At 61.5% G+C, this 21,371-nt stretch carries 17 protein-coding genes; 14 read left to right on the top strand and 3 right to left on the bottom strand.

Annotated features, from left to right (window positions below):
- The first annotated feature begins 3 nt into the window (after positions 1–3).
- The 4 genes from AB4O09_RS03530 to rarD all read left to right on the top strand — a co-directional run bounded on the left by AB4O09_RS03530 (position 4) and on the right by rarD (position 4,998).
- Positions 4–768 (top strand): TOBE domain-containing protein, encoded by a 765-nt coding sequence (locus AB4O09_RS03530; protein ID WP_003206245.1) that lies wholly within the window; start codon positions 4–6, stop codon positions 766–768.
- A gap of 66 nt (positions 769–834) precedes the next feature.
- A complete protein-coding gene (locus AB4O09_RS03525) occupies positions 835–2,736 on the top strand; it encodes a PhoX family protein (protein WP_003206246.1) in 1,902 nt (633 codons plus the stop codon).
- Between the two features lie 196 nt (positions 2,737–2,932).
- The gene (locus AB4O09_RS03520) at positions 2,933–3,907 is read left to right on the top strand and encodes a serine/threonine protein kinase (RefSeq protein WP_013694391.1); all 975 of its coding nucleotides are present in this window, start codon (positions 2,933–2,935) and stop codon (positions 3,905–3,907) included.
- Positions 3,908–4,110: 203 nt separating this feature from the next.
- Positions 4,111–4,998 carry an EamA family transporter RarD gene (gene rarD, locus AB4O09_RS03515; protein ID WP_003206249.1) on the top strand — a complete coding sequence of 296 codons (888 nt, stop codon included), beginning with the start codon at positions 4,111–4,113 and terminating at the stop codon, positions 4,996–4,998.
- A 217-nt stretch (positions 4,999–5,215) separates the two neighbouring features.
- Here the strand turns inward: rarD and AB4O09_RS03510 are convergent, their stop codons facing one another.
- Positions 5,216–5,734, bottom strand: a complete 519-nt coding sequence (locus tag AB4O09_RS03510; protein WP_003206251.1) for a glycine cleavage system transcriptional repressor — start codon at positions 5,732–5,734, stop codon at positions 5,216–5,218.
- A 451-nt stretch (positions 5,735–6,185) separates the two neighbouring features.
- Here AB4O09_RS03510 and AB4O09_RS03505 point away from each other — a divergent pair, with 451 nt between their 5' ends.
- Positions 6,186–8,363, top strand: coding sequence for a malate synthase G (locus tag AB4O09_RS03505; RefSeq protein ID WP_003206253.1), 2,178 nt, complete (start codon positions 6,186–6,188; stop codon positions 8,361–8,363).
- 52 nt (positions 8,364–8,415) lie between these two features.
- Here AB4O09_RS03505 and AB4O09_RS03500 read toward each other — a convergent pair.
- Together AB4O09_RS03500 and AB4O09_RS03495 are read right to left on the bottom strand one after the other, a co-directional pair.
- Positions 8,416–9,638, bottom strand: a protein-coding gene (locus AB4O09_RS03500) for an IS3 family transposase (RefSeq protein ID WP_085983254.1) whose coding sequence is annotated in 2 segments (ribosomal slippage) — positions 8,416–9,287 and positions 9,287–9,638 — 1,224 coding nt in all. Because the reading frame shifts where the segments join, the coding sequence is not laid out codon by codon here.
- Between the two features lie 247 nt (positions 9,639–9,885).
- Positions 9,886–10,332 (bottom strand): response regulator, encoded by a 447-nt coding sequence (locus AB4O09_RS03495; protein WP_003206256.1) that lies wholly within the window; start codon positions 10,330–10,332, stop codon positions 9,886–9,888.
- A gap of 258 nt (positions 10,333–10,590) precedes the next feature.
- Between AB4O09_RS03495 and AB4O09_RS03490 the strand changes: the two genes are divergently transcribed.
- The 9 genes from AB4O09_RS03490 to AB4O09_RS03450 all read left to right on the top strand — a co-directional run bounded on the left by AB4O09_RS03490 (position 10,591) and on the right by AB4O09_RS03450 (position 21,305).
- Positions 10,591–12,525 carry a putative nucleotidyltransferase substrate binding domain-containing protein gene (locus AB4O09_RS03490; RefSeq protein ID WP_003206258.1) on the top strand — a complete coding sequence of 645 codons (1,935 nt, stop codon included), beginning with the start codon at positions 10,591–10,593 and terminating at the stop codon, positions 12,523–12,525.
- The gene (locus AB4O09_RS03485) at positions 12,522–13,229 is read left to right on the top strand and encodes a 3'-5' exonuclease (protein WP_003206260.1); all 708 of its coding nucleotides are present in this window, start codon (positions 12,522–12,524) and stop codon (positions 13,227–13,229) included. Before AB4O09_RS03490 ends, AB4O09_RS03485 begins: the two co-directional genes overlap by 4 nt.
- Positions 13,230–13,455: 226 nt before the next feature.
- Positions 13,456–13,974 carry an RNA polymerase sigma factor gene (locus tag AB4O09_RS03480; protein ID WP_003206261.1) on the top strand — a complete coding sequence of 173 codons (519 nt, stop codon included), beginning with the start codon at positions 13,456–13,458 and terminating at the stop codon, positions 13,972–13,974.
- Complete coding sequence (locus tag AB4O09_RS03475) at positions 13,971–14,945, top strand: FecR domain-containing protein (protein ID WP_460107931.1); 975 nt, start codon at positions 13,971–13,973, stop codon at positions 14,943–14,945. The genes AB4O09_RS03480 and AB4O09_RS03475 overlap by 4 nt, the downstream gene beginning before the upstream one ends.
- Before the next feature lie 231 nt (positions 14,946–15,176).
- The gene (locus tag AB4O09_RS03470; RefSeq protein ID WP_003206267.1) at positions 15,177–17,615 is read left to right on the top strand and encodes a TonB-dependent siderophore receptor; all 2,439 of its coding nucleotides are present in this window, start codon (positions 15,177–15,179) and stop codon (positions 17,613–17,615) included.
- 167 nt (positions 17,616–17,782) lie between these two features.
- Positions 17,783–18,913 (top strand): PepSY-associated TM helix domain-containing protein, encoded by a 1,131-nt coding sequence (locus tag AB4O09_RS03465; RefSeq protein WP_003206268.1) that lies wholly within the window; start codon positions 17,783–17,785, stop codon positions 18,911–18,913.
- A complete protein-coding gene (locus tag AB4O09_RS03460) occupies positions 18,910–19,089 on the top strand; it encodes a hypothetical protein (protein ID WP_003206269.1) in 180 nt (59 codons plus the stop codon). The genes AB4O09_RS03465 and AB4O09_RS03460 overlap by 4 nt, the downstream gene beginning before the upstream one ends.
- 204 nt (positions 19,090–19,293) lie before the next feature.
- A complete protein-coding gene (locus AB4O09_RS03455; protein WP_013694401.1) occupies positions 19,294–20,592 on the top strand; it encodes an MFS transporter in 1,299 nt (432 codons plus the stop codon).
- Positions 20,593–20,675: 83 nt separating this feature from the next.
- On the top strand, positions 20,676–21,305 hold the full coding sequence (locus AB4O09_RS03450; RefSeq protein ID WP_003206272.1) for a glutathione S-transferase: 630 nt from the start codon (positions 20,676–20,678) through the stop codon (positions 21,303–21,305).
- Positions 21,306–21,371 lie beyond the last annotated feature (66 nt).

Below are 21,371 nucleotides of genomic sequence, written 5' to 3'. Positions count from 1 at the left end.
GTCATGTCATTGCCCACGCTTCTGACCCAGCACATCGTTCGGCGCCCACAACGCATTGCGCTGCTGCAACACATCGCCGAACAAGGCTCGATTACCCGCGCCGCCAAGAGCGCGGGCCTGAGCTACAAGGCGGCGTGGGATGCCATCGATGAGCTGAACAACCTGGCGGACCAACCGTTGGTGGAGCGCAGTGTTGGCGGCAAGGGCGGTGGCGGTGCCAAGTTGTCGGAGGAAGGCCAACGCGTGCTGCGCCTGTATCAGCGCCTGCAAGCGTTGCAGACGCAACTGCTGGAAGCGAGCGAGGATGCCGGCGACCTGGGCCTGCTCAGTCGCCTGATGTTGCGCACCAGCGCCCGTAATCAACTGCATGGCAAGGTCCTGGGCATCGAGGCCCAGGGCCACAACGACCGGGTACGCCTGGAGCTGGCCCGGGGCCTGCTCATCGAAGCCCAGATCACCCACGACAGCACGCTGCGCCTGGAGCTGGATGTCGGCACCGACGTGGTGGCGCTGATCAAGGCTGGCTGGCTGCAATTGCACCCTGTCGAGCAAGCGGAAAAACCGGGGATCAATACGCTGCGCGGCATGATCGAACAGGTCGACGCCGCCGAAGACGGCCCCAGCGAAGTGCGTATCGGCCTGCCCAATGGCCAGACGCTGTGCGCCCTGGCCGACCCGCTTGAGCTACAAAAGCAGCATCTGGAAGGCGGCTCACCGGTGCAAGTGACGTTTTCAGCGACAAATGTGCTGCTCGGCACACCGTTGTAGCGCGCTGCAACAATAGTTTCATCGGCCCGCTTTAAGGTGACTGCCAAAACCAGCAGGGAGCCTGAGATGAGCCTATTAGAAGAAAACCAATCCACCGACCTGGAAAAGATCGTCGGCCTGAGCCGGCGCAGCTTCATCAGCGCCGGCGCCCTGTGCGGCGCGGCGATGTTCCTGGGCGGCAACCTGCTGAGCCGCAGCGTCCTGGCCGCCGCCGTGAGCGAAGGCAACAGCCGGCTGCTGGGCTTCAACAGCATCGCCGCCGCCACGGCCGACACCATCACGTTGCCGCCAGGCTACAAATCCTCGGTGCTGATCAGTTGGGGCCAGCCGCTGCAGAAAAATGCACCGGCCTTCGACCCCAGTGGCAATGGCACCGCCCGCGCACAGGAAGTGCAGTTCGGCGACAACAACGACGGCATGAGCCTGTTCCCGTTCCCCGGCGACAATAACCGGGCGCTGATGGCGATCAACAACGAATACACCAACTACCGCTACCTCTTCCCCCACGGTGGCCAGCCGCAGTCGGCCGAAGACGTGCGCAAGGCCCAGGCCAGCGAAGGGGTGTCGGTGATCGAGGTCCAGCGTCGTCGCGGCCAGTGGCAGTTCGTCCAGGAATCGCGCTACAACCGCAGGATCCACGGCAACACGCCGATCCGCCTGCGCGGCCCGGCCGCCGGCCACGACCTGCTGAAAACCAGTGCCGACAAGAGCGGCAAGAAAGTCCTGGGGACTTTCCAGAACTGCGCCAACGGCATGACGCCATGGGGCACTTACCTGACCTGCGAAGAAAACTTCACCGACTGCTTCGGCAGCAGCAAGTCCGACTTGCAGTTCGATGAAGCGCAAAAACGCTATGGCGCCACCGTCACCAGCCGCGAGATCAACTGGCATCTGTACGATCCGCGCTTCGACCTGGCGAAGAACCCCAACGAACTCAATCGCCACGGCTGGGTAGTGGAAATCGACCCGTTCGATCCGCAATCTACACCAGTGAAACGCACCGCCCTGGGCCGCTTCAAACACGAAAACGCCGCCCTGGCGCAGACCAATGACGGTCGCGCCGTGGTGTACATGGGCGATGATGAGCGCGGTGAGTTCATCTACAAGTTCGTCAGCCGCGAGCGCATCAATCCGCGCAATGCCCAGGCCAACCGCAACCTGCTGGACCATGGCACCTTGTACGTGGCGCGCTTCGATGCCGGTGACGGCAACCCGGACCACCCCAAAGGCAAGGGCCAGTGGATCGAGTTGACCCACGGCAAGAACGGCCTCGACGCCAGCAGCGGCTTCGCCGACCAGGCCGAAGTGCTGATCCATGCACGCCTGGCCGCCAGTGCCGTGGGCGCCACCCGCATGGACCGCCCGGAGTGGATCGTGGTCAGCCCGAAAGACGGTCAGGTCTATTGCACCCTGACCAACAACTCCAAGCGTGGCGAAGACGGCCAACCGGTAGACGGGCCAAACCCTCGGGCCAAGAACGTCTACGGGCAGATCCTGCGCTGGCGCACTGACCGCGACGACCACGCGTCCAAGACTTTCGACTGGGACCTGTTCGTGGTAGCCGGCAACCCGACGGTACACGCCGGCACGCCGAAAGCCGGATCGTCCAACATCAACCCGCAGAACATGTTCAACAGCCCCGATGGCCTGGGCTTCGACAAGGCCGGCCGGTTGTGGATCCTCACCGACGGCGACTCCAGTAACGCCGGGGACTTCGCCGGCATGGGCAACAACCAGATGCTCTGCGCCGACCCCAACAGTGGCGAAATCCGCCGCTTCATGGTCGGGCCGGTGGGCTGCGAAGTGACCGGGATCAGTTTCGCGCCGGACCAGAAGGCCTTGTTCGTCGGGATCCAGCATCCTGGGGAAAACGGCGGTTCGACCTTCCCTGAACACTTGCCCAACGGCAAGCCGCGGTCTTCGGTGATGGTGATTACCCGTGAGGATGGCGGGGTCATCGGCGCCTGACACTGATCGTTCCCACGCTTTGCGTGGGAATGCAGCCAGGGACGCTCCGCGTCCCCAAAGCGTAACGCGGAGCGTCACATGAGGCGTTCCCACGCTGAGCGTGGGAACGATCACCGACAGCCACCACCTATCTGCCTCTGTCTGCGCTACCATGCTGGGCCGGACGCGGCAGCCCTGCCGCTGCGCAGGAGTCAGCATGTCCCATCCGTTTGAAACCCTCACGCCCGACCTGGTACTCGATGCCGTTGAAAGCATCGGCTTTCTCAGCGACGCCCGCGTGTTGGCCCTCAACAGTTATGAGAACCGCGTCTACCAGGTCGGCATCGAAGATGCCGAGCCGCTGATCGCCAAGTTCTATCGCCCTCAGCGCTGGACCAACGAAGCGATCCTGGAAGAGCACAGCTTTACCTTCGAGCTGGCCGAATACGAAGTACCCGTGGTCGCGCCGCTGATCCACAACGGCACCAGCCTGCACGAACACGCCGGGTTTCGTTTCACCCTGTTTCCCCGTCGCGGCGGCCGTGCACCGGAGCCGGGCAACCTCGATCAGCTCTATCGCCTGGGACAATTGCTCGGGCGCCTGCACGCGGTCGGGGCGACCCGTCCGTTCGAACATCGTGAAGCCCTGGGCGTGAAGAACTTCGGCCACGATTCGCTGGCCACCGTGCTGGCAAGCGGCTTCGTCCCGCGTAGCTTGCTGCCGGCCTACGAGTCGGTCGCCCGGGACCTGCTCAAGCGCGTCGAAGAGGTCTACGCCGCCACGCCCCACCAGAACATCCGCATGCACGGCGATTGCCATCCGGGCAACATGATGTGCCGTGACGAGGTGTTCCACATCGTTGACCTGGACGACTGTCGCATGGGCCCGGCGGTGCAGGACTTGTGGATGATGCTCGCCGGCGATCGCCAGGAATGCCTGGGGCAATTGTCGGAATTGATGGACGGCTACCGTGAGTTCCACGACTTCGACCCGCGGGAATTGGCGCTGATCGAGCCACTGCGGGCGCTGCGCCTGATGCACTACAGCGCCTGGCTGGCGCGACGCTGGGACGACCCGGCGTTCCCGCGCAGCTTCCCGTGGTTCGGCAGCGAACGTTATTGGGGCGACCAGGTGTTGGCGTTGCGCGAGCAACTGGCGGCGCTCAATGAAGAGCCGTTGAAACTATTCTGACCCTACTGCTGGTCCCCCCGTGGGAACGAGCTTGCTCGCGATGGCGATCGAACATTCGACACCTTTGTCGACTGACACACCGCTATCGCGAGCAAGCCCGCTCCCACAGGGGATCTGCGGTGATTGTGCACAATACTCACAGCGCAACCAGACAAATCTCCTTACAATCACTCCTTTGTTAGCTGCCTAAGCAAGGATTCTGCATGCAAGCCGCCAACCCGCGTCGCGGGTACATCCTGGGCCTGAGTGCCTACATCATCTGGGGTCTGTTCCCGATCTATTTCAAAGCCATCGCCAGCGTGCCGTCGGTGGAGATCATCATCCACCGGGTACTGTGGTCGGCCCTGTTCGGCGCTGTGTTGCTGATGGTCTGGAAACACCCGGGCTGGTGGCGCGAACTACGGGACAACCCACAGCGCCTGGCGATCCTCGCCCTGAGTGGGACACTGATCGCAGCCAACTGGCTGACCTACGTCTGGGCAGTGAACAACGAGCGTATGCTCGAAGCCAGCCTGGGTTACTACATCAACCCGCTGGTGAACGTATTGCTGGGCATGTTGCTGCTGGGCGAGCGCCTGCGCCGCATGCAATGGCTGGCGGTGGGGTTGGCGGCGGTCGGCGTGGCGCAGCAGGTCTGGCAAGTGGGCAGCCTGCCGTGGGTGTCGCTGGTGCTGGCGCTGACCTTCGGTTTCTATGGGTTGATCCGCAAGCAGGCGCCGGTCAAGGCATTGCCGGGGCTGGTGGTGGAAACCTGGATGCTGGTGCCGATCGCCATCGCCTGGTTGCTGTTCAATCCCACGGCCACCAGCGCCCAGGCCGCTTTCTGGACCACCTCCGAAGCCTGGTGGCTGGTGGCGGCCGGCCCCGTGACGCTGGTGCCGTTGGTGTGTTTCAACGCCGCAACACGGCATTTGCCCTACACCACCATCGGTTTTCTCCAGTACATCGCGCCGACGCTGGTGCTGCTGCTCGCCGTCACGCTGTTCGGTGAGCACCTGTCGTCCAGCACACTGGTAGCATTCCTGTTTATCTGGGCCGGGCTGGCGGTGTACAGCGTCGATGCCGTGATCAGCATGCGCCGACGCAGCTGATCAAAAAACACACAAACCTCTACAGGCCACGTCTGGCGTGGCCTGCGCTTATCCTTCCCAAGGTTATCCACAGCGTGATCCCCGCCCTTTGTGCACAAGCCCTTGAAAAGTGATGATTTTTTGACCATTCCCCGCTGAGCCCCGGTGGGTCTGGGCTGGAGCCGGGTCTCTACAGGTTATCCACAGGCAGGCGCAGTTTTTCCTTGGATAACCTTCGTCACGCTTCGTCGCTGAGCTTGAGCTCCACCATCAACTCATCGGCCAGCGTCTCCAGGCGCTCCTGCAACGTATCCAGCGACAGGGTCAAGGGCACCCCCAGGATCGCTTCGGCGTGGAACAGCAGCTCGCTGCTCATCGGTGCCGGCCGAACGTAGGTCACCAGACGCTCGACATTGACGCCCTGCTCGCTCAACAGCCGGGTGATGTCCCGCACGATGCCGGGACGATCGTTGCCCACCAGCTCCATGGTGATGGGTTTCCAGGTGCAGGACTCCTCAAGGGCGCTTTCAGCGATCAACACGCGGATGTCGTGAGTCGATAGCCCCTGCAAGGCTTCGATCAGTTCTTCATGGGCCTCGGCGGGGGCGCCGATTCGCAGGATCCCGGCAAACTGCCCGGCCAGGCGCGACATGCGGCTTTCCAGCCAGTTACCGCCGTGTTCGGCGATGCAATCGGCAATGCGCTCGACCTGCCCGGGCTTGTCCGGGGCGAAAACAGTGATGACGAGGTGGTCCATGGCGCAGTCCTCTTGTTGTGGAAGGGACAGTATAGGCAGGTGATCGCAAGCAGACCGCGGGCCTCGGGATTTATACCTCCCACAGAATGAGATCAGAAACATCGTGTACAAACATCAAGATTTATCTGGAACAATCCATCTGTTTTTTGAGAACATCCCGTGCCTCGTCGTGACTGTACTGCTTTAGTCGGTCGCGGAACGACGCAATTAGTCTAATTTTCACAACCGCAATTGATCATGTAGTATTCCGCAGCGAGCACTACATAACGTTGTACCGATGTCTGCTTAAGGCGCAGTCGCATCCCTGAAAAGCCCCGTCAGCAAGGCTTACCACCCAGCCGCCAGCGATGGCATGTACTGGTTCCGGGGTTTGTGCTTTAAATGTCCCGAGGCTTCATTGTCAAAATCGAAGAGCTGAAAAGCGAAATAGCTGAGCAGAGTGAGGCAAGCAATGACTGAACACGTTCAAGTCGGTGGCCTGCAGGTCGCCAAAGTCCTGTTCGACTTCGTGAATAACGAAGCCATTCCCGGAACCGGCCTCACCGCCGACGCGTTCTGGGCCGGTGCCGACAAGGTCATCCACGACCTGGCCCCGAAGAACAAAGCCCTACTCGCCAAACGCGATGATTTCCAGGCGCGGATCGATGCCTGGCACCAGGCCCGTGCCGGCCAGGCCCACGACGCCGTGGCTTACAAAGCCTTCCTGCAAGACATTGGATACCTGCTGCCAGAAGCGGCGGATTTCCAGGCTACGACCCAAAACGTCGATGACGAAATCGCCCGCATGGCCGGCCCGCAGCTGGTGGTGCCGGTGATGAACGCCCGCTTCGCCCTCAACGCATCAAACGCCCGCTGGGGTTCGCTGTATGACGCGCTGTACGGCACCGACGCCATCAGCGAAGCCGATGGCGCGGAAAAAGGCAAAGGCTACAACAAGGTCCGCGGCGACAAGGTCATCGCCTTCGCCCGTGCCTTCCTCGACGAAGCCGCGCCCCTGGCGGCCGGCTCCCATGTCGATTCCACCGCTTACAAAATCGTCGACGGCAAACTGGTGGTCACCCTCAAGGGCGGCAGCAACAGCGGCCTGCGTGACGATGCCCAGTTGATCGGCTTCCAGGGTGATGCCTCGGCACCGACCACCGTGCTGTTGAAACACAACGGCCTGCACTTCGAAATCCAGATCGATGCCAGCACCCCGGTCGGACAGACTGACGCCGCTGGCGTTAAAGACATCCTGATGGAAGCCGCGCTGACCACCATCATGGACTGCGAAGACTCGGTCGCCGCCGTCGATGCCGATGACAAAGTGGTGATCTACCGCAACTGGCTCGGCCTGATGAAAGGCGACCTGGCTGAAGAAGTCGCCAAAGGTGGCCAGACGTTCACCCGCACCATGAACCCCGACCGTGTCTACACCGCCGTCGACGGTTCGAGCGTGACCCTGCACGGCCGCTCGCTGTTGTTCGTGCGTAACGTCGGCCACCTGATGACCATCGATGCGATCCTGGACAAGCATGGCAACGAAGTGCCGGAAGGCATTCTCGACGGCCTGATCACCAGCCTGGCAGCGATCCACAGCCTCAACGGCAACACCAGCCGTCGCAACAGCCGCACCGGCTCGGTGTACATCGTCAAGCCGAAGATGCACGGCCCGGAAGAAGCCGCGTTCACCAACGAGCTGTTCGGTCGCGTCGAGGACGTGCTGAACCTGCCGCGCAACACCCTCAAGGTCGGGATCATGGACGAGGAGCGCCGTACCACGGTCAACCTCAAGGCCTGCATCAAGGCCGCCAGCGAGCGCGTGGTGTTCATCAACACCGGCTTCCTCGACCGTACGGGCGATGAAATCCACACCTCCATGGAAGCCGGCCCGATGGTGCGCAAGGCCGACATGAAAGCCGAGAAGTGGATCGGCGCCTATGAAAACTGGAACGTCGACATCGGCTTGAGCACTGGCCTGCAAGGTCGCGCACAAATCGGCAAGGGCATGTGGGCGATGCCGGACCTGATGGCGGCGATGCTCGAACAGAAAATCGCCCATCCAATGGCCGGCGCCAACACCGCCTGGGTTCCCTCGCCGACCGCCGCTGCCCTGCACGCGCTGCATTACCACAAGGTCGACGTGTTCGCCCGCCAGGCCGAACTGGCCAAGCGCACGCGTGCATCGGTGGACGACATCCTGACCATCCCGCTGGCCGTCAATCCGAACTGGACACCGGAGCAGATCAAGAACGAACTGGACAACAATGCCCAGGGCATCCTTGGCTACGTGGTGCGCTGGATCGACCAGGGCGTGGGTTGTTCCAAGGTGCCGGACATCAACGACATCGGCCTGATGGAAGACCGTGCGACGCTGCGTATCTCCAGCCAGCACATCGCCAACTGGCTGCGCCACGGCATCGTCACCCAAGACCAGGTGATGGAAAGCCTCAAGCGCATGGCGCCGGTGGTCGACCGCCAGAACGCCAGCGACCCGCTGTACCGTCCGCTGGCACCAGACTTCGACCGCAACATCGCCTTCCAGGCGGCGGTCGAGCTGGTGATCGAAGGCACGAAGCAGCCCAACGGCTACACCGAGCCGGTGCTACACCGTCGTCGTCGCGAGTTCAAGGCAGCCAATGGGTTGTGATTGAGCGGTAGACGCTGTCTAGTCCTGAAATAGGTTTACACCTGTTTCAGTCTCAAAACGCCCGATGCACCGCATCGGGCGTTTTGTATTTCAGGGACAGATGAGGTCGCTTACGGTTATAGGTTTCTATCGATTCCTCAACCATGCGCTTGGCTTGGGCAAGGTCTTTGGGACGGTGTAAAAGAAATTCTGTTTTCAGAATCCCATTCACTCGTTCCGCTAGAGCATTTTGGTAGCAGTCGTAGCCATCAGTCATCGAACACCTGACGCCATGTTTGGCGTGCAGCTTTTGGTAGAGATCAGAGCAGTATTGCGAGCCCCGATCTGAGTGATGTACCAACGGTTGATTGGTTCTTCGGTGGCGAAGAGCTTTCGTCATCGCCCGGATGACTGACTCGGTATGCAGGCTTTCATGCACGTGATGGCCGACTATTTTGCGCGAGAACGCATCAGTGACCAGACTTACGTAAGCGACGCTTTGCTCGGTCGGTAAGTAGGTTATATCCGCCACCCAGACCTGTTCCGGGCCGGTCGCAGTGACCTGGTCAGGGCCGGGCTTGAGCCGATTCGGATGTCGACGGAAGCGATGATGGCTGTCGGTCGTCTTGTGATAAGCGCGTTTGCGTGGGACCAGTTGTCGATGATCCCGCAAAATATCGAACAACCGATCTCGGCCTACCGTTTGCGTCAGTTCAGGTTCGGATTGCATAAGGCCATGCAGCTTGCGGGTGCCCAACCGGGGCATTTCAAGGCGTGTCTCCAGCACAAACCCCAGCACCTTTTGCGCGTGGCTGGCTTGCGCGTCGTAAGCTCGATTGCGCTTGTAATACGCCTGCCGTGAGATGCCCAGAAACTGGCAAGCCCTGGTGACACTCAGGCCTTCGATTTGCCCTTGGGTGAGGACTTGCCGGATCGCTTTTTTACGACAGAAACACCGTAATCGTTCTTTAGTACGTCAACGACAGCTTCAAAAAATTGGGCTTTCTGGTTGGCAAGGGCCAGCTTTTCCTCCAGCTCCTTGATTCGCTGCTCTGGTGTCAGCGGCAAATTTGGCTCGGCCATCGGTCGGTTCCTCTGGGCACGAATGGAGGCGCCTTGGCTCCAGTCCTGCCGTCCATGCTTGCGTAACCACACCAACACAGTCGACCGGCCCTGGATCCCATAACGCCGTTGAGCCTCTTTATAACTCAGTTCGCCCTTTTCAACCTGATCGACGACCGCCAATTTAAAGCTCAGCGTGTAATCACGCTGACTGCGCTTTTTTCCTGAATCCATTGGTTCCTCCTGAGGATAGGTCAGAAGGTGTAAACCTTATTCAGGACGAGACACGCGGCACAAAAAAGCCCTGATCGAAAGATCAGGGCTTTTTCATTGCAAAATCACCAGGCCCTGGCTGATGCTTGAGTCATTGCGGCAAGGGGATTTATCTGTGGGAGCAAGGCTTGCCCGCGATGAAGACAGCGCGGTCCTTAGTGAACCGAGGCGCCTGCATCGCGGGCAAGCCTTGCTCCCACAGACGATTTTAAAGATCCATCCCCAACTCATGCTTGACCAACCCCAGCAGCTTGTCGGTATCAATCGGCTTGAGCAGAAAGTCCACCACGCTCAGGTGCATGGCTTCGATGGCGTCTTTCACGTCGGCATCGCCCGACACGATGATGATCGGCAGCGCCGCCCGCGGCGACTCGCGCACCAGGCGAATCAGTTCCAGGCCATCGACATTGCCCATCCGCAGGTCGGTAATCAACAGGCCGATCGATGGCTTGGTTTCCAGCATCTTGAGTGCCGTTTCACCACTGGCGGCGGTCATGCAGTGAATCCCGTCCAACGCCAGGATCTCCGACAGCAGCTCACGAGCGTCCTTGTCGTCATCGACGATCAAGACGCGCTGCGGCGGCAGGTCAGGTTCCAGCATGACGGCACTCAGCGCCTCGCGCTCGGCGTCACTCAAAATATCGTGGTCGGACATGGTGCTCTCTACGTTCTTTAAATCGATCCCCTGGCACAGTGGTCAGACATCGTTCTGCGGCGCTTCAATGTGCACTTCGTCGGATTTTTTTCCAAGAACATTTAATGAAGATTTTTCTGACGCTTGGCGTAGGATTTTTCCGTAAGCCTAGCCCTAGGCTGCGACCTAGACTTACGTCCAATGGGCACCCCGCGCTGAGGGGCCGACCATGGGAGAACAGATCGACCACAACAATTCAAAAAAGACTGCGTAATGGTTATGAAAAAAGCGGACGCCTTCACCCAGGCAGGGAAAACCGCGGTGTTGCAAAACATCCAGGGGACACTGCAGTTTCTCCAGCGTTTCCCACCGTTCAACCAGATGGAAAACGCCCACCTGGCCTATCTGGTGGAGCAATGCCTGCTGCGTTTTTATGCGCCGGGCGAAACCATCATCAAACCAGCCGACGGCCCGGTGGAGCACTTCTACATCGTCAAGCAAGGCCGGGTGGTGGGTGAACGTCCGCATACGGCCAAGGGTGGCACCGAGACCACCTTCGAAATAACCACCGGCGAATGTTTCCCCCTCGCCGCGCTGCTGGGCGAACGGGCCACGCGCACCGAGCACCGGGCCGGCGAAGACACGTTCTGCCTGCAGTTGAACAAACTGGCCTTCATCAAGCTCTTCGCCCTGTCCGGCCCGTTTCGCGACTTCGCCCTGCGTGGGGTCAGCAGCCTGCTCGACCAGGTCAACCAACAGGTCCAGCAAAAGTCCGCACAAACCCTGGGCACCCAGTACTCCCTCAACACGCGGCTGGGCGAATTGGCGATGCGCCATCCGGTCAGTTGCAGCCCGGACACGCCGCTGCGCGAAGCCGTGAAGCTGATGCACGACCAGCAGGTCGGCAGCATCGTGGTGGTGAACGAACAGAAAGCCCCGGTGGGGATTTTCACCTTGCGCGACCTGCGGCAGGTGGTGGCCGATGGGTCCGGGGATTTTTCCCAGGCCATCGTAGGACACATGACTCAGGCACCGTTTTTCCTCTCGCCGGACCACAGCGCCTTCGACGCCGCCATCGCCATGACCGAACGGCACATCGCCCACGTCTGCCTGGTCAAGGACCAACGCCTGTGTGGCGTGGTGTCGGAGCGCGATCTGTTTTCCTTGCAGCGCGTCGACCTGGTGCACCTGGCCCGGACCATCCGCAACGCGCCCAGGGTGGAAAACCTCGTGGCCCTGCGCGGCGAAATCGGCCAACTGGTGGAGCGCATGCTGGCCCACGGCGCGTCGTCAACCCAGATCACCCACATCATCACCCTGCTCAACGACCACACCGTGTGCCGGGTCATCGAGCTGACCCTGATCGACAAGGGTGACCCAGGCGTGCCGTTCAGTTGGCTGTGCTTCGGCAGTGAAGGCCGGCGCGAACAAACCCTGCACACAGACCAGGACAACGGCATTTTGTTCGAGGCCCGGGACGCCGCCCATGCCGCGCAGATCCGCGGTCTGCTGCTGCCCATCGCCCAGCAGATCAACCAGAGCCTGGCCTTGTGCGGCTTCACCTTGTGCAAGGGCAACATCATGGCCGGCAACCCCGAGCTGTGCCTGTCCCGTGCTGAGTGGGCCCGGCGCTTTTCGGCATTCATTCGCGAAGCAACCCCGGAAAACCTGCTGGGCTCGAGCATCTATTTCGACCTGCGGGTGGTCTGGGGCGATGAGCAAGGCTGCGAGCAACTGCGCCGGCAGATCCTCGATCAAGTGGCCGATAACCGTTTGTTCCAGCGCATGATGGCCGAAAACGCTCTGCGCCACCGCCCGCCCGTGGGCCGCTTCAGGGATTTCGTACTGAGTCGCAAGAACGGCGAAAAAGCCACCCTCGACCTGAAAGTGCAAGGCCTGACGCCCTTCGTCGACGGCGCCCGTCTGCTGGCGCTGGCCAATGGCATCGAAGCCAACAATACCCTGGAGCGCTTGCGGCAATTGGTCGACAAGCAAGTGATCGAACCGCTCGATGGCGCAGCCTACGAAGAGGCCTATCACTTCATCCAGCAGACCCGCATGCAGCAACATCAATTGCAAACCCGCGAGAACCTGCCCTATTCCAACCGCGTCGACCCCGACAGCCTCAACCATCTGGACCGACGCATCCTGCGCGAATCCCTGCGCCAGGCCCAACGCCTGCAAAGCAGCCTGAGCTTGAGGTATCAGTTGTGAGCATTTTTTCCTGGTTGCGCCCAGCCCAGCCAATGTTGTCCGAAGAAATGCAAAGGCGCCTGGAATGCCTGCCGACGGCTTCAGCCTTGAGTGAATGCGACCTGCGGGAACAACGCTGGGTCGTGCTGGACCTGGAAACCACCGGGTTGAACCTGAACAAGGACCAGGTGCTGTCCATCGGCGCGGTGGTCATCGAAGACGGCGCCATCGACTTCAGCCAGCAGTTCGAACGCACCCTGCAATGCGATAAGCAGAAACTCGGGCCGAGTGTGCTGATCCATGGCCTGGCGCCCAGCGCCATTGCCGCCGGCAGCGACCCGGCCGAAGCGCTGCTGGCGTTCATGGAGTTCGTTGGCGACAGTCCGCTGCTGGCCTTTCATGCGCCGTTCGATTCCCACATGCTCGGGCGCGCCTTGAAAGACTACCTGGGCTATCGCCTGCAGCATTCGTTCCTCGACGTGGCGGATCTGGCACCGATGCTTTGCCCCCAAGCCAACCTGCGCAAGTCAGGCCTGGATGAGTGGATCGACTGGTTCAAGCTGCAAGTCTTCGACCGCCACAACGCCAGTGCCGACGCCCTGGCCACGGCGGAACTGGCGCTGATCCTGTTCAGCCGCGCCCGCCAGCAACAGATCCTGAGCCCGCTTGACCTGCAACAACGCCTGAGCCACTGGAAACGACGGCAGCAGGCGCCTTCGCTCTAAACCCTCTGCTCCGAGGGTGGTTCACCTGTGGGAGCAAGGCTTGCCCGCGAGGGCATCGCCTGGGATTGACAGGCTGACCGAGTCGCCTGCATCGCGGGCAAGCCTTGCTCCCACAGATTCATTCAGACCCACAGATCGAGTCCCGATCAGCGCCAATTGCTTTCCCGCCTCCGCCTCTGCCACAATCGCGAACAATTCTCGTTACTTAAAACGTCGGTGATGTTCCGTGTCGTCAGTCCCCAGTCCTCATAGTGATTTGGTTGGTGCGTTGTACCGCGACCATCGCGCTTGGCTATTGGCCTGGCTGCGACGCAACGTGGCGTGTTCGCAACGGGCCGAAGACCTGAGCCAGGACACTTTTGTGCGCTTGCTGGGTCGCGAGGAACTGAAGGCGCCCCGCGAGCCCCGGGCGTTTCTGGTAGCCATCGCCAAGGGCCTGTTGTTCGACTATTTCCGTCGAGCGGCATTGGAGCAGGCCTACCTCACCGAACTGATGCTGATCCCCGAGGCCGAACAGCCCTCGGTGGAAGAACAGCAAATCATCCTCGAAGACCTCAAGGCCATCGACCGCCTACTTGGCAAACTGTCGAGCAAGGCCCGCGCAGCCTTCCTCTATAACCGCCTCGACGGCCTCGGCCACGCCGAAATCGCCGAGCGCCTGGGGGTTTCGGTGCCGCGCGTACGGCAGTACCTGGCCCAAGGCATCCGACAGTGCTACATCGCACTCTATGGTGAGCCGACATGAGCCAGGCCCATGCCAAACCGGTCTCGGCCAACGTGCTGGATGCCGCCATTGCCTGGCAGTTGTCCCTGGACTCGAGCAGCGCACAGCAGCGTGAAGCCTTCGCCCAATGGCATGCCGCCGACGAAGAACACGCCCGGGCCTGGCGACAGCTGGGCATGCTTGACCAGCGCTTCAGTGTGGCCACCGGACCGGCGCGCGCCGCGTTGCTGCAATCGCGGGTGAGCATTCGCCGACGGATACGCAAGGTTGGCAGCGGCCTGGCCAGCGTTATCGCGGTCATCGGCCTGGCGTTGTTTGCCGGCGATCGTTACCTGCCGCTGGATTACTGGCTGGCCGATCAGCGCACCGCGACAGGCGAACAGCGCACTCTGCGCCTGGCCGATGGCACGCTGATCAACCTCAACACCCACAGTGCCCTGGACGTGCGTTTCGATGACAAGCAGCGCCGCATCGTCCTGCAGGAAGGCGAGATCCTGGTGGAAACCGGCCACGACGACCCGCGGCCGTTCATCGTCGAAACCCGCGAAGGCTGCCTGCGCGCCTTGGGCACACGGTTCCTGGTCAAGCGTGAAGACGAAGGTACGCGCCTGAGCGTGTTGAAATCCGCTGTGGCCGCGTATCCGCAGGCCACGGACAAGGAACAGATCCTGCGCGAAGGCCAACAAGTGCTGATGCGCCGCGACGGCCTTGGGCCGACCCTTGCCTTGAACCCCGGCGCCGATGCCTGGACCCGCGGCATGCTGGTGGTGGACAACGCGCGCCTAGAAGATCTGGTCCACGAACTGGGGCGTTACCGGCATGGCTACTTGGGTGTCGCGCCACAAGTGGCGGACCTGCGCATCACCGGCAGCTTCCCGCTGCACGACACCGACCTGGCCTTGACCGCCCTGCTGCCGACCTTGCCGGTGCAGGTCGAGCATCACACGCGGTGGTGGGTGGTGGTGGGGCCGAGGGCTGAAGCCAAGCCCTGAAGGACTTTGTGTCAGTGATGGCCTCATCGCGAGCAAGCTCGCCCCCACATTGATCGGGTTGCCCACGAGTCATCCTGTGGGAGCGAGCCAGCTCGCGATGAGGCCATTCGCCCCACCACAAAGCCACCACCAGCAAAGCGAATCTAAATTATTTTCATCCAACCCTATCACTTTTCAATTTTCATCCGGCACCCAGGCAATTGAGAAATATTTCCATTCAGGAGCCGCCGTATGTCCCGCCCGCTAGACACCCTGTTGCGCCCCAGCCTGTTGGCCATCGCCATTGCCTTCGCCACTCCCTTCGCCAGCGGCCCGCTATTGGCTGCCGAACAGACCTCGAGCGTGCGCACCTACAACCTGCCCGCCGCGCCACTGGCCAGCACCTTGAACCAGATCGCCGGCCAGGCCGGTCTCGCCCTGAGCCTGAATCCGTCCCTGGCCTCGGGCAAGACCTCGGCCCCGGTCCAGGGCCAGTTCGATGCCACGGGCGCATTGCGCGAAGCCTTGCGCGGTACCGGCCTGCAACTGGAACAAAGCAGCGCCGGCACCTACAGCCTGATGGCTGTGCCTGAAGGCGTCATGGCCTTGCCGGAAACCAGTGTGATCGGGGCCGGCCTCAGTGAAACCGCGTGGGGCCCGACCGAGGGCTACGTCGCCACCCGCACCGCCGCCGGGACCAAGACCGATACGCCGATTGTCGAACTGCCGCGTTCAGTCTCCGTGGTCACGCGCCAACAGATGGAAGACCGTTCGGTCCTCAACCTCAATGACGCCCTGCGCTACACCGCCGGTGTGCAGAGCAGCGGCTACGGCTCGGACTCGCGCAACGACTGGCTGTTGGTCCGCGGTTTCATACCGACCCAGTTCCTCGATGGCCTGCCGCTGCCCAAGGGCAACTACATCACGCCGAAAATCGAGCCCTGGAATCTGGAGCGCATTGCCGTGCTGCGTGGCCCGGCCTCTTCGGTCTACGGCCAGACACCCCCTGGCGGCATGCTGGACATGGTCAGCCGTCGTCCACAAGCCGAAAGCAGCAATGAAGTCGAGCTGCAGGCCGGCAGCTACGAACACAAGCAGATCAACTTCGACAGCACCGGCAAGGTCGATGACGAAGGCCAGTTCCTCTATCGAGTCAGCGGTACCGTGCGCGACAGCAACTCCCAGGTCGATCACATCCCGGACAAGCGCTACAACCTCGCGCCGAGCCTGACCTGGAACATCAACGACGACACCCGCCTGACCTTCCTGTCCCAATACACCCGCGACGACACCGGCATCACCGGGCAATTCTTGCCACTGCAAGGCACCAAGCTCTCTTCGCCAGCGGGCAAGATTTCCCACCACAAGAACCTCGGCGACCCGGACTGGGAATTCTACGACCGTACCTACTACGCCCTCGGTTATGCCTTTGAACATCGCCTGAACGACACCTGGCAGTTCCGCCAGAACCTGCGCTACACCAAGAGCGACCTGGAGACCCAAGGCATTTCCGCTGGCGGGCAATTCTGGCCGGCGGGGCCTGAGGAAGCAGTGAGCGCCGATGGCACCGTCAAACGCAGTGCCAGTGTCGTCGACGAAGACATCAGCCAATTCGCCGTGGACAACAACTTCCAGGCCGACTTCCAGACCGGCGCCCTCAGCCACACCCTGCTGCTGGGCCTGGACCACCAGCGCTCCAACAGCAATTCGCGCTGGTTGTGGGGCTCGACCGGCGTGCCAACCAGCAACATCAACAACCCGATCTACGGACAGGATTTCTCCAATGTCCAGTACTTCACCATGTACGACTACAACCAGAAAACCAACCAGACCGGCCTATACGTCCAGGACCAGATCGCCCTGGACAACTGGCGCCTGACCCTCGGTGGTCGTGAGGACTGGATTCACACCGGTACCGAATTCCACAACCAGAACAACGTCACCAACACCCAGCGCGACAAGAAATTCAGCGGCAACGCGGCGTTGAGCTATGTCTTCGATAACGGTGTGACGCCCTACATTTCCTTCGCCCAGTCGTTCCAGGCAGCGGCAGGTTCAACCGTCAACAGCACCGAAGCGTTCAAACCCACCGAAGGCGAACAATACGAAGCGGGTATCAAGTACCAGCCACCCGGCACCAAGACCCTGCTGACCGCTGCGGTGTTCGACCTGACCCAGAAAAACAACTCCGTCACCGAAAACAACGTCACCCGCCAGGTGGGCGAAGTCCAGGTGCGTGGCCTGGAACTGGAAGCCTCGGGCGACGTGACCGACAACCTGAAACTGATCGGTTCCTACACCTACAACGACAGTGAAATCACCAAGGGCACGGCGGCGGAAAAAGGTAAGCGCATGGCCCAGGTGCCGCGCAACCAGGCCACCGCCTGGGCGGACTACACCTGGCATAACGGCCCGCTGGATGGCTTCGGCGTCGGCGCCGGTGTGCGTTATGTCGGCGACACCTACGGCAACACCACCAACACCGACTGGGGACATGTCGGGTCCTACACCGTGTACGACGCCTCGGCCCATTACGACCTGGGCCGTCTGAACAAGACCCTCAAGGGGGTCACGGTGGCGGTGGACGCAAAGAACCTCTTCAACAAGGACTACCTGTCCACCTGCGACGGCTTCTACTGCTACTACGGCGACCAGCGCAACGTCGTCGCCAGCGTGAATTACAAATGGTAAACGGTTAGCATTTGCATACCCACTTTAGCGGGCACTATGTGGGAGCAAGGCTTGCCCGCGATGGAGGCGACTCGGTTTCGGAAGGACCGTATCGCCTGTTTCGCGGGCAAGCCTTGCTCCCACAGATATCCCTCGCCACAAGGTGCCCTTTTACATCCGGATCGCTCATGAAAAGCAAAACCATCCGCCGCTGGTCCTTCGTCCACACCTGGACCAGCCTGATCTGCACGGTGTTCCTGCTGATGCTGGCGATCACCGGGCTGCCGTTGATCTTCCACCATGAAATCGAACACCTGCTGGGTGACGCTCCGCAACTTCGGGAAATGCCGGCCGACACACCGCCGCTGGACCTGCAACAACTGGTGGAAAAAGCCAAGGCCCATCGCCCAGGTGAAGTGGTCCAGTATTTTGGCTGGGACGATGACGACCCCAACGGCGTCATCACCATCATGGCACCGACACCGGGCACCGAACCCAACTCGTCCCACACCTTCATGCTCGACGGGCGTACCGGCGAGGCCCTGGAAATGCCCTCGGCCAATGGCGGCTTCATGATGGTCATGCTGCGCCTGCACGTGGACCTGTTCGCCGGGCTGCCGGGCAAGTTGCTGCTGGCGTTCATGGGCCTGCTGTTCGTGATCGCCATCGTCTCCGGGGTGGTCCTGTACCTGCCGTTCATGCGCCGCTTGAAGTTCGCCACGGTGCGTCAGGACAAGTCCACGCGCCTGCGCTGGCTCGACCTGCACAACCTGATCGGCGTGGTCACACTGGTCTGGGCGCTGACCGTGGGCGTCACCGGCGTGATCGCCGCATGCGCCGACCTGATCATCGCCGCGTGGCGCAACGACAGCCTCAGCGCCATGGTCGAACCCTACCGCAACGCCCCACCACTGACCCAACTGGCACCGGCCACCCGACTGCTGGACATCGCCAAGGACGTCGCGCCGGGCATGGAGCCGAGTTTCATTGCCTTCCCCGGCACGCTGTTCTCCAGCGAGCACCACTACAGCGTCTTCATGAAGGGCGACACCCACCTGACCTCGCACCTGCTCACGCCCGTGCTGATCGATGCCACCACTTTGGACGTCACCGCCGTCGCCGAACGGCCGTGGTACATGGACGTCATGAGCCTGTCCCTGCCGCTGCACTTCGGTGACTACGGTGGCCGGCCGATGCAGATCTTCTGGGCGACCCTCGATGTACTGACCATCATCGTCCTCGGCAGCGGCGTTTACCTGTGGCTGGTGCGGCGTAAAACGGCCAAGCGGGCAACCGTCGGCACGGAGGTCGCCTCGTGAGGCCTCGGCAGTCGAGTTTCTGGAAAGTGTTTGGTATTCCCCTGATGATCGGTGCGCTCAGCGCGGCGGGGTTGTTCAGCGCATTGCTGGGTGACGGCCTGTGGGACGCCGTCAGTTGGCTGGGGTTGGGCATACCCTCCGTGTTGGCGGTGTGGGGATTGGTCCCACGCCGCTGAGTCATCCGGGCGCTCACTCGCCAGAGTGAGCACCCTCTCTCCTCCTCATACGACAACCGCAGTACGCCAGGTTGTTTCAAACCGCACAGTCTTTGACATATTTATTGACAAATTAATTCTTGACCATCTATAAGTGCGCCTGTTGTACGACAACCTACAACACAACATGCGACGCCAAATCCAAAAATAATTGATGGTGAAGTAATGAAAATCAAAGGCATCCGCTGGTGGATGGTTGGCCTGGTCACGGCCGGCCTGATGGTCAACTACCTGGCTCGCAATACCCTCTCGGTGGCCGCTCCCACCCTGATGAGCGAAATGAACATCTCCACCGAGCAGTATTCCCACATCGTCGTGGCCTGGCAGATCTGCTACGCGTTGATGCAACCGGTGGCCGGCTACATCATCGACGCCATCGGCACCAAGATGGGTTTCGCCATTTTCGCGTTCGCCTGGTCCATCGCCTGTGCCGCAGCGGCCATGGCATCGGGCTGGCAGGGCCTGGCGTTTTTCCGGGGTTTGCTGGGCCTGACCGAAGCCGCCGGGCTGCCGGCTGCGGTAAAGACCTCTACCGAATGGTTCCCGGCCAAGGAACGCTCGGTGGCCATCGGCTGGTTCAACATCGGTTCCTCAATCGGCGCCGTGCTGGCTCCGCCGCTCGTGGTCTGGGCGATCCTGAACAGTGGCTGGGAGCTGGCGTTCCTGATCGTTGGCGGTCTGGGCGTGGCCTGGACGTTCCTCTGGATGATCTTTTACAAACATCCGCGCGACCAGAAGCTCCTGGGCGACACCGAGCGTGATTACATCCTCAGCGGCCAGGAAGCTCACTTCCAAGACCCTACACCGAAGAAAGGCAGCTGGAAACGCATCATCGCCAGCCGCAACTTCTACGCCATCGCCAGTGCCCGGATCCTCTCCGAGCCGGCCTGGCAAACGTTCAACGCCTGGATCCCGCTGTACCTGATGACCGAGCGGCACATGAACATCAAGGAGATCGCAATGTTCGCCTGGCTGCCGTTCCTGGCCGCCGACCTGGGTTGCGTGCTGGGCGGTTACCTGAGCCCGTTCTTCCATAAATACTGCAAGGTGTCGCTGTTTACTTCGCGCAAAATGGTCCTGCTGTTCGGTGCGTCCTGCATGATCGGCCCAGCCTGCATCGGCCTGGTCGCCAGTCCTTACACCGCCATCGCCCTGCTGTGCGTCGGCGGCTTTGCCCACCAGACCCTGTCCGGCGCGCTGTACGCCATCACGTCCGATTCGTTCGGCAAGAATGAAGTCGCCACCGCCACCGGCATGGGCGGGATGTTCGGTTACCTGGGCGCCGCCGCCTTCACGCTGCTGTTCGGCGTCATGGTGACCAAGATCGGCTACAGCCCACTGTTCGTGCTGCTGGCAATCTTCGATGTCATCGCCGCATTCATCGTCTGGACTGTCGCCCGGGAACTCAAGCACCAACCGGCAACGCCGTCGTCCGAGCCGCAAGCACTGCAACCGGCCGTCTGAGGCACCTTGCGGCCGGGTCCCTTCGGCTCGGTCGCACGAACGCGCTATGCTGCGCAGCAAGCCCCACTGATCGAGACGTTGCCATGTCCACCCCCAGCATGACGCTGTTCCACAATCCCGCTTCGCCCTTCGTTCGCAAGGTCCTGGTGCTGCTGCACGAAACCGGCCAGCAGGACCGCGTGGCGTTGCAGCTCAGCCAGCTCTCGCCGGTCAAGCCGGACCGGGCGCTGATCGATGACAACCCGTTGAGCAAGATCCCGGCCCTGCGCCTGGCCAACGGAACGGTGATCCACGACAGCCGCGTCATCCTCGATTACCTCGATCACCAGCACGTCGGCAACCCGCTGATCCCCCGGGACGGCGCGGCCCGCTGGCGGCGCCTGACCCTGGCCTCCCTGGCCGATGGGATCATGGATGCGGCGGTGATGATTCGCTACGAAACCGCGCTACGCCCTGTGGAAAAACACTGGGACGAATGGCTCGATGCGCAACGGGACAAGATTCGCCGGGCCCTGGGCATGCTCGAAGCCGAAGCGATTGCCGAACTGGCCTGCCACTTCGACGTGGCCTCCATCAGCGTGGCCTGCGCCTTGGGCTACCTGGACCTGCGCCATCCCGATCTGGAATGGCGCAAGGCCAATCCGCAACTGGCGGCGTGGTTTGCCGAGGTCAGTCTGCGGCCTTCGATGATTGAGACGGTGCCCAGGGTTTAGCTTTGCGTTGGCTGTGCCGGCCTCATCGCGGGCAAGCCTTGCTCCCACATAGACCTCGCTCAACCT

Source organism: Pseudomonas sp. H1_F01, from assembly GCF_054681425.1.
Note: the sequence above shows the minus strand (reverse complement) of the source record. Positions and strands in the feature narration are given on the sequence as shown.

Coding starts and splice junctions, on each gene's coding strand:
- AB4O09_RS03475 (WP_460107931.1), top strand. CDS start 13,971: ATGAGCCAGGCCCATGCCAAACCGGTCTCGGCCAACGTGCTGGATGCC.
- AB4O09_RS03505 (WP_003206253.1), top strand. CDS start 6,186: ATGACTGAACACGTTCAAGTCGGTGGCCTGCAGGTCGCCAAAGTCCTG.
- AB4O09_RS03510 (WP_003206251.1), bottom strand. CDS start 5,734: ATGGACCACCTCGTCATCACTGTTTTCGCCCCGGACAAGCCCGGGCAG.
- AB4O09_RS03490 (WP_003206258.1), top strand. CDS start 10,591: ATGAAAAAAGCGGACGCCTTCACCCAGGCAGGGAAAACCGCGGTGTTG.
- AB4O09_RS03530 (WP_003206245.1), top strand. CDS start 4: ATGTCATTGCCCACGCTTCTGACCCAGCACATCGTTCGGCGCCCACAA.
- AB4O09_RS03520 (WP_013694391.1), top strand. CDS start 2,933: ATGTCCCATCCGTTTGAAACCCTCACGCCCGACCTGGTACTCGATGCC.
- AB4O09_RS03495 (WP_003206256.1), bottom strand. CDS start 10,332: ATGTCCGACCACGATATTTTGAGTGACGCCGAGCGCGAGGCGCTGAGT.
- AB4O09_RS03470 (WP_003206267.1), top strand. CDS start 15,177: ATGTCCCGCCCGCTAGACACCCTGTTGCGCCCCAGCCTGTTGGCCATC.
- AB4O09_RS03465 (WP_003206268.1), top strand. CDS start 17,783: ATGAAAAGCAAAACCATCCGCCGCTGGTCCTTCGTCCACACCTGGACC.
- AB4O09_RS03525 (WP_003206246.1), top strand. CDS start 835: ATGAGCCTATTAGAAGAAAACCAATCCACCGACCTGGAAAAGATCGTC.
- AB4O09_RS03450 (WP_003206272.1), top strand. CDS start 20,676: ATGTCCACCCCCAGCATGACGCTGTTCCACAATCCCGCTTCGCCCTTC.
- AB4O09_RS03455 (WP_013694401.1), top strand. CDS start 19,294: ATGAAAATCAAAGGCATCCGCTGGTGGATGGTTGGCCTGGTCACGGCC.
- rarD (WP_003206249.1), top strand. CDS start 4,111: ATGCAAGCCGCCAACCCGCGTCGCGGGTACATCCTGGGCCTGAGTGCC.